Annotated in this window: 15 protein-coding genes and 4 pseudogenes; 9 read left to right on the top strand and 10 right to left on the bottom strand. The window is 71.3% G+C overall.

What is annotated here, in order from left to right; genetic code table 11:
- Positions 1 to 24: 24 nt before the first annotated feature.
- Positions 25 to 374 (top strand): annotated as a pseudogene (locus ABZ880_RS29260) (helix-turn-helix domain-containing protein); the annotation flags it as partial.
- Here ABZ880_RS29260 and ABZ880_RS29255 read toward each other — a convergent pair.
- The 8 genes and pseudogenes from ABZ880_RS29255 to ABZ880_RS29220 form a co-directional block, all read right to left on the bottom strand.
- Complete coding sequence (locus ABZ880_RS29255) at positions 363 to 1,148, bottom strand: hypothetical protein (RefSeq protein WP_361268985.1); 786 nt, start codon at positions 1,146 to 1,148, stop codon at positions 363 to 365. The pseudogene ABZ880_RS29260 and the gene ABZ880_RS29255 sit on opposite strands and share 12 nt — an antisense overlap.
- A 64-nt stretch (positions 1,149 to 1,212) precedes the next feature.
- A pseudogene (locus tag ABZ880_RS29250) lies at positions 1,213 to 1,392 on the bottom strand (hypothetical protein); the annotation flags it as partial.
- A 68-nt stretch (positions 1,393 to 1,460) separates the two neighbouring features.
- Complete coding sequence (locus tag ABZ880_RS29245; RefSeq protein ID WP_361268465.1) at positions 1,461 to 2,972, bottom strand: hypothetical protein; 1,512 nt, start codon at positions 2,970 to 2,972, stop codon at positions 1,461 to 1,463.
- Positions 2,973 to 3,097: 125 nt separating this feature from the next.
- A pseudogene (locus ABZ880_RS29240) lies at positions 3,098 to 3,220 on the bottom strand (IS630 family transposase); the annotation flags it as partial.
- Between the two features lie 83 nt (positions 3,221 to 3,303).
- Positions 3,304 to 3,894, bottom strand: a complete 591-nt coding sequence (locus ABZ880_RS29235) for a hypothetical protein (RefSeq protein ID WP_361268463.1) — start codon at positions 3,892 to 3,894, stop codon at positions 3,304 to 3,306.
- A gap of 543 nt (positions 3,895 to 4,437) precedes the next feature.
- On the bottom strand, positions 4,438 to 5,967 hold the full coding sequence (locus tag ABZ880_RS29230; protein WP_361268460.1) for an FAD-dependent monooxygenase: 1,530 nt from the start codon (positions 5,965 to 5,967) through the stop codon (positions 4,438 to 4,440).
- Between the two features lie 36 nt (positions 5,968 to 6,003).
- Positions 6,004 to 6,231, bottom strand: a complete 228-nt coding sequence (locus ABZ880_RS29225) for a ClpX C4-type zinc finger protein (protein ID WP_361268960.1) — start codon at positions 6,229 to 6,231, stop codon at positions 6,004 to 6,006.
- A gap of 60 nt (positions 6,232 to 6,291) precedes the next feature.
- Complete coding sequence (locus ABZ880_RS29220) at positions 6,292 to 6,858, bottom strand: dihydrofolate reductase family protein (RefSeq protein WP_361268457.1); 567 nt, start codon at positions 6,856 to 6,858, stop codon at positions 6,292 to 6,294.
- Between the two features lie 163 nt (positions 6,859 to 7,021).
- Here ABZ880_RS29220 and ABZ880_RS29215 point away from each other — a divergent pair, with 163 nt between their 5' ends.
- The 6 genes from ABZ880_RS29215 (at position 7,022) to ABZ880_RS29190 (ending at position 10,907) form a co-directional block, all read left to right on the top strand.
- Positions 7,022 to 7,381 (top strand): zinc ribbon domain-containing protein YjdM, encoded by a 360-nt coding sequence (locus ABZ880_RS29215; RefSeq protein ID WP_361268454.1) that lies wholly within the window; start codon positions 7,022 to 7,024, stop codon positions 7,379 to 7,381.
- A gap of 163 nt (positions 7,382 to 7,544) precedes the next feature.
- A complete protein-coding gene (locus ABZ880_RS29210) occupies positions 7,545 to 7,886 on the top strand; it encodes a metalloregulator ArsR/SmtB family transcription factor (RefSeq protein ID WP_361268452.1) in 342 nt (113 codons plus the stop codon).
- Positions 7,883 to 9,607, top strand: a complete 1,725-nt coding sequence (locus ABZ880_RS29205) for a SulP family inorganic anion transporter (protein WP_361268449.1) — start codon at positions 7,883 to 7,885, stop codon at positions 9,605 to 9,607. The genes ABZ880_RS29210 and ABZ880_RS29205 overlap by 4 nt, the downstream gene beginning before the upstream one ends.
- Positions 9,604 to 10,047 (top strand): pyridoxamine 5'-phosphate oxidase family protein, encoded by a 444-nt coding sequence (locus ABZ880_RS29200; RefSeq protein WP_361268446.1) that lies wholly within the window; start codon positions 9,604 to 9,606, stop codon positions 10,045 to 10,047. The genes ABZ880_RS29205 and ABZ880_RS29200 overlap by 4 nt, the downstream gene beginning before the upstream one ends.
- Positions 10,047 to 10,457 (top strand): ATP-binding protein, encoded by a 411-nt coding sequence (locus ABZ880_RS29195; RefSeq protein WP_361268444.1) that lies wholly within the window; start codon positions 10,047 to 10,049, stop codon positions 10,455 to 10,457. Before ABZ880_RS29200 ends, ABZ880_RS29195 begins: the two co-directional genes overlap by 1 nt.
- A gap of 36 nt (positions 10,458 to 10,493) precedes the next feature.
- Positions 10,494 to 10,907, top strand: a complete 414-nt coding sequence (locus ABZ880_RS29190; protein WP_361268441.1) for an anti-sigma factor antagonist — start codon at positions 10,494 to 10,496, stop codon at positions 10,905 to 10,907.
- A gap of 296 nt (positions 10,908 to 11,203) precedes the next feature.
- Here the strand turns inward: ABZ880_RS29190 and ABZ880_RS29185 are convergent, their stop codons facing one another.
- Together ABZ880_RS29185 and ABZ880_RS29180 are read right to left on the bottom strand one after the other, a co-directional pair.
- Positions 11,204 to 11,713 carry a hypothetical protein gene (locus ABZ880_RS29185; RefSeq protein WP_361268438.1) on the bottom strand — a complete coding sequence of 170 codons (510 nt, stop codon included), beginning with the start codon at positions 11,711 to 11,713 and terminating at the stop codon, positions 11,204 to 11,206.
- A 34-nt stretch (positions 11,714 to 11,747) separates the two neighbouring features.
- Positions 11,748 to 11,933 (bottom strand): hypothetical protein, encoded by a 186-nt coding sequence (locus ABZ880_RS29180; protein WP_361268435.1) that lies wholly within the window; start codon positions 11,931 to 11,933, stop codon positions 11,748 to 11,750.
- A gap of 214 nt (positions 11,934 to 12,147) precedes the next feature.
- Here ABZ880_RS29180 and ABZ880_RS29175 point away from each other — a divergent pair, with 214 nt between their 5' ends.
- Complete coding sequence (locus ABZ880_RS29175; RefSeq protein WP_361268432.1) at positions 12,148 to 12,498, top strand: metalloregulator ArsR/SmtB family transcription factor; 351 nt, start codon at positions 12,148 to 12,150, stop codon at positions 12,496 to 12,498.
- A gap of 344 nt (positions 12,499 to 12,842) precedes the next feature.
- Positions 12,843 to 13,103, top strand: a pseudogene (locus ABZ880_RS29170) (DNA-directed RNA polymerase subunit alpha); the annotation flags it as partial.

The raw sequence follows: 13,103 nt of genomic DNA, 5'->3' as shown, positions 1-13,103 counted from the left end.
TCCGTTCCGATCACTGCAGACGCGGTGGCTGAGCCCGTCCGTGTGCGCAGACTGACCGACCAAGAGGGGCAGAAGCTGCAGCAGATCGTGCGTCGGGGCAGTGTCGGCACGGTGCGCTATCGGCGGGCGATGATGCTGCTCGCCTCGGCCGGCGGGAACGGGTGCCGGTGATCGCCCAGCTGCTCCGAGCCGACGAGGACACTGTCCGAGACGTGATCCACCGGTTCAACGAGATCGGCCTGGCCTGCCTGAACCCTCAATGGGCGGGAGGCCGTCCCCGCCGACTCGGCCCTGACGACGAGGACTTCGTCGTGGCGACGGCCACCACCCGCCCGGCCGAACTGGACCAGCCCTGCCCACGCTCAGCTCTTCGGGGTGAGGTCGAAGGCGGGGTAGGACGGCGTGGAGAGCCCGAGACCGGACGACGGGTAGCCGGAGGGTGCGGGGGACGCCGTGGGGATGCCGTTGTCGTCGCAGAGCTGGGGCGCGGACGGCGCGAACACGTGGTAGTCGACCACGCGCTTGGTCGGGAAGGTGACGTCGTCGCCGACGATCGTGTTGCCCGTGCTGATCTTGGTCGGCAGTTCGCGGTCCTTGAGCGGTGCGCCGACGTAGATCGCCTCCAGGAAGCCGTCGCAGGGGCTCGCCTTGGTTGAGGCGAAGCCCTTCGGCGGCTTCACGTCGTGGGCCTTGCGGCCGTCGATGTGCAGTTCGGTGCGCTTGAGGGACCGCAGGGCGTAGTCGTAGTTCACCTCACTCGAAAGCGGGTCGGCGGCCGAAGTGGCGCTGGACGGCCGGTAGTTGACGCGCCAGTACTGGACCTGGACGGTCACCCGGTCGCACAGGGGCCCGTCGAAGCCGGGCATGGACTTGGGGAACCGGACCTCTCCCGGGCCCAGGGCGGGCGTGCCGACCTGCCCCCAGTCGACCCAGTCCACCGCCTTCGCCGTACTCCACTTCGCGTTCGGATGGCAGCCGGCCGCGTTCGTGGGGTAGATGTCCGACGGTTTGACCGCGGGGGTGGGCGAGGCGGTCGACGGGGTGGTGGCCGGGGCCGCCGCGGTCGTCGTCGCGGAGGGGCTGGAATCGGCGTCGTCACCGCCCCCGCCGGAACAGCCGGCGGCCGCCAGCACCGCCGCAACGATCATGGCTGCACGAACCCGTCTGTGCGCAGTGGTCATCCCGCTTTCCCCCCGTCCACCCGATGGACAATCATGCTCCCAGGTGAAGTTGCCCGCCGGCCATGACGGAAGACTCACGTTTCGCGCGCCAGGTTGGGGTGGATTCTCTGGTGAGTCGGCGGGCCATCAGGGCGGTCATCGCAAGGTAGATCATGGCGGCAGAGCGGGCCGGGAGGGCTTCGTAGTCGCGGGCCAGGCAGCGGTGGTACACACCACCGCCGGCTCTGCGTAGAAGACGGGCAATGAACCCTGCACTGGTTCTGACACCCGGACGACGTGTCAGTTCCCACCGCGGGACCGTCGGGAGAGCGCTACAGCCATACCACCGGCCAGCAGCAGCGCGCCGGCCGCCCAGGCGATCCAGCCGCCGAATCCGGTCTCGGCCAGCGGTCCGGACCCTGCGGAAGGGCCGCCCGAAACGGAGCCGGACGCTCCGGCCGCGGAGCCGCCCTGCGCCAGCCGCAGGGTCAGCGCAGCGCTGTCGTTGGAGGCGTCGGGGTCGAGCCCCTTCATGACCTCCAGCGTGCGGACCTGGCCCGTGGAGACGGCCGGGGTACGGGGGCCGATAGCGACGGTGAACGACAGCACGTGTCTGTCCCCCGGGGCGGGGTTGCCGAAGTCGCACTGGTAGGAGGACCGGCCCATCCGGGGGCCGGGGTCCGACCCGTCGTCCGTGGGCGGCGGCTGGCAGTTGTCCGGGATCTTCGTGGCCTTCGTGCCCGGCGGCAGCTTGACGAGGACCGGGAGCCAGGCCTCGTCGTCGAGGAGGTCCTGCACCACCGCCGGTCCCCGGTCGATCACCGTGGCGTGCAGCGTGGCGTGACCGCCGCGCCGCCCGGTGGCGGTGTCCCCGGTGACGGCGAAGTCGGCGTGGTTGACGCTGTTGACGTAGGTGGTGAAGTACCGGTCGGTGTTCCCGTCGGACGGCATCGCGCCCCTCGGGACCAGGGTCAGCGGGGTCCCGGGGCCGTTCGCCGGGGCGGCGCTGGTCAGCGGGGTGAATTCGTAGAAGATCTTGTCGCGCAGGGCCTCGTTGCCGACCTTGACGCGCAGCGGCGACGACAACGCGTACTGCCGGCCGGGCTCCACCGGAGTGGGGAAGTCGCACAGGGTCTCGCGCACGATGTGCCCCCCGCGGCCGCTCGCGGGCACGTCGCGGCAGTTGGCCCAGGAGCCCTGGAGGTGCAGCCCGGCTGTGGTGTCGATCCGCAGCTCCACCCCCTTGGCCGCCGGGAGTTGGCCGTTGTTCCACACGTCGAGCGGAAAGGTCAGCGTGTCGCCCGGCACCTGGTTCAGCTGCTCGGCGGACGCGCTCACCTTCAGCTGCGTCGCGCCGTTGGTCAAGGTGAGGTGGTCGCCGGTGACGGTGGCGTCCGACGCCGTGCCGGAGACGGTCACGGTGCCGCTGCTGCCGACGGCCGCACCGGGCTTCGGCACCAGCGTGATGGCGTGGAAGTCCGAGGTGGCGGACGCCAGGTCCAGCGTGCAGAGGTTGTCCTTGCAGTGCTCCGACGGTGGCGGCTCGGCGAAGTCGGCCACTCCGGACAGGTCGACGGTCAGGTGGACGTCGTGTGCCGTGCCCCCGCCGGCCACCTTCCACCGGTAGGACAGGTTCACGCTCGCCGGCTCCGTCCCGATGAAGAGCTCGTGCTCGGCGAAGTGGACCGTCATCTTTCGTGCGGCGTCCGCCGTGTCGGCGCGGGCCGGACCCGTGCCGAACACCCCCGCCACCAGCGCCACCGCGCCCGCCGCCGCCGCTGCGACCGCGCGTACCCGTGATCGTCTTGCCATCCGACCGAAACCTTCCCCGCGCGCCGGGAGGGTCCCGGCCCGCCGTGCTTCACAGGTGTGACCCGCGAGGTGCGGAAATGGTTGCGGCCAGCCGGGCTCAGGTGTCCGCGCTGCCGGGCACGATGTGACGTGAGCAGCATCATCGCCCGCCGATAGCGCACCGTGCCGGCACTTCCCCGACGCACGATCTGCTGCCGCTTCTGCCCCTCTTGGTCGGTCAGTCTGCGCACACCGACGGGCTCAGCCACCGCGCCTCCAGTGATCGGAACGGACGTCACCGCACATCCGACCGCCACGACCACCAACGCGGCGAACCAACGCGGTCACAGCACTAGCGAATGGTGAGACGGCCGCTTCGCACCATGCCGCGGATGTACGCCGGCCAGTCCGCCTCCAGCTTGCGCGTGAACGCCTCGTGCACCGCGCGCCGCTCGTCGTCCGCGAGCAACTCGCTGCGTCCGTCGGTGTATTGCACCTCAAAGCGCCGGGCCGTGTTGCCCAGGTGCAGGTAGGCCCGGTGGCTGATCGTCATGTACATCCCCAGCAGGGGCTGAGCCGTCAGCTCCGTGAGCGCGTTCTCCCAATCCACGCCGAGGTCGCTCCAACTGCTGCCCTTCTCCCACTCCAGCCAGCGCGTGACATCGGTGAGCCAGACCACGCGCAGGTCCGGATGCTCACGCGCGTACACCTCGGTGAAGCCGAGCAGGTCGACCGCGTCCGAGAGCAGCCTGTCACGCTGCCGGCCCGACACCGTCGGCGGCGCGATCGCGTAGGCGGCCTCCGCCATGTCGGCGTTCGGCTCGGCTGCCGGCCACGGCAGCGCGAACATGAGCCAGTAGCGCGGGTGGGCCAGGAATCGCTCGACGTCGGTGTCCAACTCGATGTCCCCCTCCGGTAGTTGGGCAGGAACGTACCCGATCACCCGGGGGCACGGAAGGCGCACGTCCGCTGCCCCGCGCCCCGCGTGGACCCGCCGGGCCACTCAGCCCCTACTCGGCGCCCAGGCAGCCGAACGCGCTCGTTGCCCCTCGCACGGGGACAGCGTGTCGCTCTCCAGGGGACGCCTGGCGTTCTGCAGGACGAGACCTCGTGGATGGGCACGCCGTAGGCCAGGGCGGTCGAGGCGACGAACCGCCCTGGCCGCCCGGCGTTGCTTCGCCCTGCCTTCCGCATCGACCAGGCCGCCCAACTGGCACGCCTGCACGCCTTCTTGAAGTGGCAGCCGTAGGTGGAGGCGATGGGCATCGGGCCCTTGCCGCGCAGCCTTCTTCCTCTGATCGACGAGATCGTGCGCGCCGCCGACGTCGTCACCATGGGCTGCGGCGACGCCTGCCCCCGTCTTCCCCGGCAAGCGCAACCTCGACGGGATCCTCGACGTCCCGGACAGTGCTGACCGCCGCACGATGCGCAAGGGGCCGAACTCGCTCCCGGACCCGCATGCTCTGCGACTACGGACGCGCCGTCTTCATCGGTGCTGTGCGGGTAGCCACCCGTCGAGGTACGTGCGCAGGCCCGCCAGGTGGGTGCCGCGAGCGACGTAGCCGAGGTAGCCGTCCGGGCGTACGAGTCCGTGGGTCACCCCCGTCCACGGGCTCTCGTCCCCCAGCCGGTGCACCTCGACCAGGTCGTCGCGTCCCTTCAGCAGCGAGACGAGCTGTTCCTCGCGCCACAGTCCCTGCGGCCCGGACAGGAGCAGGTGCCATCCCGGCCCGGCGGTCCGCGCCTGCAGTCCGTGCGGCAGGTCGGGCAGCCGGTCGCCCGCCCGTGGACCGCGCCTCGGTGACCGCGGGCCCGCCGTGGTGGCGGGACCGCGCCGGTAGTGGATGCCCAGCTCCGACACCGTACGGAAGATCAGCCCGCGCGGCCCGGTCGCCCGGAGCGCCAGCGGGGCCAGCCGCGGCGCGAGCCGGGTGCGGGCGAAGCGGATGACCGGGTTGCTGCTGGTGCCGATGGTGAACGCCCGGTCGGTGAAGCGCAGCACGCTGCGGCCGACCGGAGCGCGCTCGGCCTCGTACGTCTCCAACCACTTCTCCGGAGCCCTCCCCCGGCTCACCAGGGCGAGCTTCCAGCCCAGGTTGAGCGCGTCCTGGATACCGGTGTTCATGCCCTGGGCGCCGGCCGGGCTGTGGATGTGGGCCGCGTCCCCGGCAAGGAAGAACGGCCCCGACCGGTAGCGGGCGGCTCCCCGGTTGTGGAGACGGAAGTCGGTCATCCACACCGGATCACGCAACGCCAGCCGGTCGCCGGCGTACCGGTCGGTGATGTGCTGCAGCAGCCCCAGGGTCACCTGGGTGTCCGGGGCGTCCGGTGGCCGCATGGTGAGCATCCGCCAGGTGGCCGGCGAGCCGAGCGGGAAGAACAACAGCACACCGGCCCCGCTCATGTACGTGTGCACGGCCCCCGGCTCCAGCCCGTCGACCTCCAGGTCGGCCAGCAGGAACGTCTGCGGATAGGCGTACCCCTCGAAGCCGATCCCCGCCTGGGCCCGTACCGTGCTGTGCGCACCGTCGCAGCCCACGACGTACGTCGCCGCCACGGCCTGCTCGGTGCCGTCGCCGCGGCGGAGCCGGCAGGCGACGGACGAGCCCGCGCGCTCCAGGCCGACCAGCTCCGTGCCCCGCTCCACGCCCACGCCCTCACCCCGCAGATGCTCAGAAAGCACGCTTTCGGTCTCCGCCTGCGACAGGAACAGGAGGAAGGGGTACGCGGTGTCGGCCAGCCCGATGTCGAACAACGGCAGCTGCACCACCCGCCGCGGCAGATGGATCCTCACCTGCATCGCGGGGTTGCCGCGTCCGATCAGTTCGTCGGTCACCCCGAACGGGGCGAGAGCTTCCAGGGTGCGCGGCTGGATGGCCAACGCGCGCGACTCACGGACCCGGTCGAGGGAGCGGTCGACGATCCGGAACGAGGCGCCGTAGGCACGCAGTTGAGCGGCGAGCGCGAGCCCGGTGGGCCCCGCGCCGACCACCAGCACATCCAAGGGTGCCGCCATGGATTCACGGTAGTGCCCGAACGCCTCGCCCAAGTCCTACGCGGAGCCGGCACCCGCCGACCGGGCGAGGATCTCGCCGCACAGCGTGACGCAGTCCGCGCAGATCCACACGTCGGGACCGGCGACCGGGCGGCGCTCGTCGACGCCCGGTTTGCCGCAGAAGGAGCAGCGGGCGGAGGTCTCGTCCGGGCGGCGCCTGTGCCGGGTGCGCCGGCCGAAGGGGGTGCGGGGGACGCTGACGTAGCAGTGCCGTTGGCGCTTGATGTCCCTGCTGCAGACGGCGCAGGTGCCAGCCGTACCCCCGCGAGCTGACCGAACGGCCCCCTACGGGCGCGTCACGCGGTGGCGGAGGTAGACGAACCGCGAGCTGAAGGTGCGGGTCTCGACCAGTTCGAGATCCACCCGGCGCTCGTGCCGGGGAAAGAACGGAATGCCACCGCCGACCAGCACCGGGTAGACCATGGCCCGGTACTCGTCGATCAGACCCGACGCGGCCGCCTCGGCGGCGAGGGTCGCGCCGCCGATCGCGATGTCGCCCTCCCCCGGCTCGGCTCGCAACCGCTCGATCTCCTCCGCCAGGCCGCCGGAGACCAGGCGGGCATTGCCCTGCACCGCCGACAGCGTGGTGGAGAACACCACCTTGGGGAGCGGGTTCCAGAGCGCGGCCCATTCGAGCTCTGCGTCGTCGAGCGATCCCTCCTGGTCGGCGGTCTCCCAGTACAGCATCGTCTCGTACAGCCGTCGTCCCATCAGGTGGACGCCCACGTCTCGGATCTCGTCGATCCAGAAGCGAAAGACCTCCTTGTCGGGCGCCGTCCAGTCGAAGCTGCCGTCCGGCCCGACGATGTAGCCGTCGAGCGAGACGTTCATCGAGTAGGTCACGCTGCGCATCCGGAGTCCTCCTCGGTAACGGGTTCGACAGTACGACCGCCGAACACCGTAGAACTCATCGCTGACAGCCCCGAGCCCTCAGAAAATGTGTACGCGCCTTTGTGGCGCTCTGCGATCCGGCAGTGGGGAACGTGCCAGGTGACGGGCCGGATACGCTGACGGGATGCTTGAGAATCTTCCTCCCTGTCCCAAGTGCTCCTGTGAGTACACCTACGAGATGAACGCCCTGGTGGTGTGCCCCGAGTGCGGCCACGAATGGGTTCCCGGCGAGGCCGGCGCCGGCGGCGGCGACCTGGCCGGGGAGCGCGTCGTCAAGGACGCCGTCGGCAATGTGCTGCAGGACGGCGACAGCGTCGTGGTCGTGAAGGCGCTCAAGGTCAAGGGCAGCCCCTCGGGGATCAAGGCCGGGACCAAGGTGCGCAACATCCGGCTGGTCGACGGGGTCGACGGCCACGACATCGACTGCAAGGTCGACGGCTTCGGGGCGATGCAGCTCAAGTCGAGCGTGGTCAAGAAGGCCTGATCCGCGGCCGACACCCCCTCCGTGCCGGGGTGACCAAGGCTGTAGCAGGATGCTGAATTGCAAAATTTCGCAATTGGTTAGATGCTGTGTTCGCTGTGTTCGCAGGTAGCGGACACAGCCCGCCGCGTCTGCCCCGGATGGGGTGTAGGGGAGGCCGAGGGCCGTGTCCGTTCCGCTGTACCAGGCCAAGGCCGAGTTCTTCCGAATGCTGGGGCATCCCGTACGGATACGGGTGCTCGAGCTGCTGCAGGACGGGCCGATGCCGGTACGGGACCTGCTCACGGCCATAGATGTGGAGCCGTCCAGCCTGTCGCAGCAGCTGGCGGTGCTGCGCCGCTCCGGGATCGTCACGTCGACGCGGGAAGGCTCGACCGTCGTCTACGAGCTGGCCGGCGGGGACGTGGCCGACCTGATGAAGGCGGCGCGCCGGATCCTGACCGAGCTGCTGGCCGGTCGCAACGAGTTGCTGGCCGAGCTGCGGGAAGCCGAGGTCGTCGCGCGATGACCACGGCTTTCAGCCGGGCGCGGGCTCGGATCGCCACGCTGCTGCCCGGCCGGGACGATCTGGCTCAGATGCGGCGCAACCCGCGCCGGGACCTGTTGGCCGGCCTGACCGTCGCCGTCGTCGCGCTGCCGCTGGCGCTGGGCTTCGGTGTCTCCTCGGGACTCGGCGCGGCGGCGGGGTTGGCGACCGCCGTCGTCGCGGGCGCGCTGGCGGCGGTCTTCGGCGGGTCGAATCTGCAGGTGTCCGGGCCGACCGGTGCGATGACGGTGGTCCTCGTGCCGATCGTGGGCCGGTACGGGCCGGCCGGGGTGCTCACCGTAGGTCTGATGGCGGGCGTCATGCTCATCGGCCTGGCGGCGCTGCGGGCCGGCAAGTACATGCAGTACGTGCCCGCCCCGGTCGTCGAGGGCTTCACCCTCGGCATCGCCTGCGTGATCGGCCTGCAGCAGATCCCGAACGCCCTCGGCGTGCCCAAGCCCGAGGGCGACAGGGTGCTGGTGGTGACCTGGCGGTCGGTCGAGGAGTTCGCCAAGGCCCCGCACTGGACTGCGGTCGGCTTCGCGGTCGCGGTGGCCGCGGTCATGCTGATCGGTGCCCGCCTGCGGCCGACCGTCCCGTTCTCCATCCTGGCCGTGATCGCCGCGACGGTCGTGGCACAGCTCGCGCACCTGGACGCGGCCAAGCCGATCGGCGCCCTGCCGTCCGGGCTGCCCGTGCCGTCGTTGTCGTTCCTCGAGCTCGGCTCGCTCGGCACGCTGCTCGCCCCGGCCGTGGCGGTCGCCGCCCTGGCCGCGCTGGAGTCGCTGCTGTCGGCGTCGGTCGCCGACGGCATGACCGTGGGCCAGAAGCACGACCCGGACCGGGAGCTGTTCGGTCAGGGCCTGGCCAACATCGCCGCCCCGCTGTTCGGCGGCGTCCCGGCCACGGGCGCGATCGCCCGCACCGCTGTCAACGTCCGCACCGGCGCGAGTTCCCGGCTGGCCGCCCTGACCCACGCCGCGGTCCTCGCGGTGATCGTCTTCGCCGCCGCACCCCTCGTCTCGAAGATCCCGCTCGCCGCGCTCGCCGGCGTCCTGCTGGCCACCGCGATCCGCATGGTCGAGGTCGGTTCGCTGAAGGCCATGGCGAGGGCCACCCGCTCCGACGCGCTCATCCTCGTCCTGACCGCCGCCGCCACCCTCGCCCTGGACCTGGTCTACGCGGTGATCATCGGCCTGGTGGTGGCGGGTGCCCTCGCCCTGCGGGCCGTCGCCATGCAGGCCCGCTTCGACCAGGTCCCGCTCGACCGGGGCGACCACAGCGCCGAGGAACACGCGCTGCTGGCCGAGCACATCGTGGCGTACCGCATCGACGGGCCGCTGTTCTTCGCCGCCGCGCACCGCTTCCTGCTGGAGCTGACCGAGGTCGCCGACGTCCGGGTCGTCATCCTGCGCATGTCCCGGGTGTCGACCATGGACGCCACCGGGGCGCTGGTCCTCAAGGACGCCGTGGAGAAGCTGAACCGCCGCGGCATCTTCGTCCTGGCCTCCGGGATACGCCCCGGACAGCGCCAGGTCCTCGACTCCGTCGGCGCCCTGGACCTGCTGTGCCACGAAGGCCAGGAGTACGCCACCACCCCCGAGGCGATCCGGGGCGCGCGCGATCACCTGGAGATGGCCGGTGTCCTGTCGACCGTCCCGGCCCGGTCGACCGAGGCCACGAGACAGGAAGCAGCCCGATGAGTGCCCGTCCGGCCGTACTGCGCATGTCCGACGTCTCCGGTGCGGAGGCGGTGTGGCTGCTGGAGGGCAGCGCTCCGAGGCGGCCGGTGTTCGTGCGGCGGGGGCAGGCCGTGGTCCGTCCGGCCCGGCACGTGTGGGAGTTCGGCGGCCTGATCGTCCGTACGCCGACTCCGGCCGCGGCGGTGCCGTTGTCCGTGACGTACAAGGTGGACGAGGTGGGCGCCGAGACGGGCATCGGCTGGACGGTGACCGCGACCGGCCCGGCCGACGTGATCACCGACCCGGACGAGGCGGCCCTCCCCCATTGCCTCAAGGGCATGGGAGGTGCCCCCGTCCAGCGGACCCTGCCGGGCCGGGTGCACGGTCTGCACGACACCCTCGTCCGCATCCGCTCGCAGAGCTTGACCGGCTTCCGGTTCACCCGGGGTGCGGAGGGTTGATGGCGATGCAGCTCGAAGCCCTGCCCCACCGGCACATAGTCACGCTGCCCGCCGAGCCGAGCGCCGTCCGCCTCGCCCGCGAGACCGCCGAACAGGCGCTGGCCGAATGGGGGATCGACCTGCACCGGCCCGTCGTGGACGTGGCGCTGCTGATCCTCAGTGAGCTGGTGACCAACAGCGTCCGGCACGCCGCCGAGCTGTCCCCGCAGATCATGGTCATGTATGCGGCGAGCGGAAGCCGCCTGGTCTTCGCCGTCCACGACCGCCACCCCCACCAGCCGCCGCTGCACGAAGCTGCCACCGGTGGTGGTCTCGGCACCGTCATGGAGCTCACCCGGCAGTTCGGCGGCACCGCGGCCGTGCACGGCGACACAGACGGCAAGAGCATCTCGATCACCCTCCCCCTCTGAATCCGACCGGGCCGCACGGCAAGGAAGTTCACCACCATGACCATCGACTGGCGCTACACCGTCGAGGAGAACCTCGGCATCCTCTCCGTCGCCGGGTACCTGGGCCCCGACGCCGTCCGCCGCTTCACCGGTGCGGTCGGCTGGGCGCTGGCGCGTGGCACGGGCCCGGTCGTCGTCGACCTGACCGAGCTGCGCAGCTGGTCGGCCGAGGGACAGCTGGCGATCACCGAAGCCGCCCGTCGCCTCGCCCGGGCGGGCCGCGTGTTGGAGCTGGCCGCCATTCCCGCCGACGGCTCCCTCGTCCCCGCCGGCGACTGCCCACCCATCCCGGTCCATGCCGACCTGGCTGCCGCGCTCGCCGCGCACAGTGCAGTGCACGGCCGACAGGTGGAGGGGCGTCACGAGTGGCGCACCACGGGGTGGCCGCAGGCAGCCGAGTCGGGCGACTGACCTCGCCGGCTGTCAGCCGGAGGCGAAGGCGCCGTCGCCGTCCCGTACGGGAACGAGGGCGGAGGCGTCCTCCTCGGTGGCGATCGCCACGCCCTCGACGAACCCCATCGCCGCCAACTCGCGGCCGGAGGCGCTGGTGCGGGCGCGTGGGCGAGGTCGGCGGTGCCTTCGTAGCTCGCCTTCGCGGCGGCGGCCTCGGTGGAGAGGGGACCCACGCCCTGGGAGAACAGCTCGGGGACGAGGGCTCCGGCGCCGAGGAGGTCTTCCAGGGCGGGGCGCAGGCTGCCGTCCGGCCATCACTCCCCGGCGGCGATCACAGCGACGGGGCGTTCGGGGGTGCCGTAATTGCGGGAGGTGAGCCAGTTGCCGACCGCGGTGAGGTTGCGCAGGCAGGCGGCGAGCACCTGCACACCGGACGGCGCGGCCGCTGCGATCGCGGCGCCGTTGGGTGACGGCAGCACCCGGCGGGCCACGAAGGGGGCGGCGCGCAGGTGGGCGGGCGACAGCGACCAGGGAGTGTCCGGTGTGACGGCGTGGCGGTGCGCGGCCGGCCGGGCGCCCGGCCGGCGCGCGTACGCGGCGGCGGCCTGCGCGGCACCGCCGCGCCCGTCCTCGACGGCGAGCCCGCCCGGCCACCGCAAGGACAGGACGCGGATGCCCCTGTCGACGGCGACGCTCACCGCCGTGGTGAACGACAGCACATCCACGGTGACCAGACAGGCCGCTTCCGTCGCGAGGCGGCCCGCTCCCGCGGGCCCCCCTTCGAAGCGGATCCCGCTGCCGGACTGGACGTCCCACTCACCCATGGCAGCTCTCCCCGGCTCACCTGCCGTGCGCGGGTCAGTGGTGGTCGGTGTCCTGGGAGGGCCGGTCGGGACGGCCGCCGAGGGACAGTTTCAGCAGGCGGGGCTCGCCGCAGCGGGGGCAGCTGCCGTCCGGGGCGACGGCGGTGGGGCGGCACTTCAGTCGGCAGGCCGGGCACTTGAGCCAGGCGACGCCGAACCCGCGCAGCGGTGTGATCCTCACATGAACCTCACTCAGATGACCTCAGCAGTTGCTAATCTTAGCAACTGCTGAGGTCATCACTGTTGAAATCGGTGGCTCTCGTTCCCGGTACGGATTCGGCCTGACCGGTGCCGCACGCGAGGATGGGCCGCATGTTCTTGACGAGTGGGTGGATGCGATACGCCGAGGACCGGCCGGTGAGGCCGTGCTGCAGTACGAGGGAGGGGTCGGCACAGTGAGTACGCCGCTGTACCAGCTGAAGGCCGAGTTCTTCAAAACTCTCGGCCACCCCGCCCGCATCCGCGTCCTGGAGCTGCTGAGCGAACGCGAGCACGCGGTCGCGGAGATGCTGCCCGAGGTCGGCATCGAGGCCGCGCACCTCTCGCAGCAGCTGGCCGTGCTGCGCCGGGCGAACCTGGTGGTGACCCGCAAGGAGGGCTCGACCGTGTACTACTCGCTGACCAGCCCGCACGTGGCCGAGCTGCTGCGGGTGGCCCGCACGATCCTCCAGGGCGTGCTGGCCGGCCAGGCCGAACTCCTCGCCGACCTGCAAGCAGCCCAGGTCGAGGGGAAACCGCCGTCGTAGCGACGGCCCTCAATCGGCGGCCGCCTCCCGGGAGTTGACAGCGCTCTGCGGCATCGGGAGGCGGTCGCTTCACCCCAGGTCCCGTCGGTCGACGCCGTGCTCTACCGCGCCCGCCACCCGCAGCCAGGCTTCGATGACGTCCCTGCGGCGTCGGAGCGGATCGTGCCTCCAACACCACATCCGCGCGCTCCGGTGACACGTCCTGGCCACTTTCGACACCCGCGCCGGGTCGGAGAGTCGGGCCGTTCGGCCTCTGTGGAGACCGTATCGCCCGTATCGCCCGTACCCTTCGTGGTATCCACGGCGTCACATAGCGGGCGCCAAACCACTGGAGGCAACACCCCGTGCTGATTGCTCAGCGTCCGTCTCTGACCGAAGAGGTCGTCGACGAGTTCCGCTCCCGGTTCGTGATCGAGCCGCTGGAGCCGGGCTTCGGCTACACCCTCGGCAACTCCCTGCGTCGTACGCTCCTCTCCTCGATCCCGGGTGCGGCGGTCACGTCCATCCGCGTCGACGGCGTTCTGCACGAGTTCACCACCGTGCCGGGCGTCAAGGAGGACGTCACCGACCTGATCCTCAACATCAAGCAGCTGGTCGTCTCCTCG

The sequence above is a fragment of the Streptomyces sp. NPDC047043 genome (assembly GCF_040644055.1).
Taxonomy (GTDB): domain Bacteria; phylum Actinomycetota; class Actinomycetes; order Streptomycetales; family Streptomycetaceae; genus Streptomyces.
The sequence above is the reverse complement of the archived record's forward strand: the minus strand, read 5'-3'. Positions and strand labels throughout refer to the sequence as shown.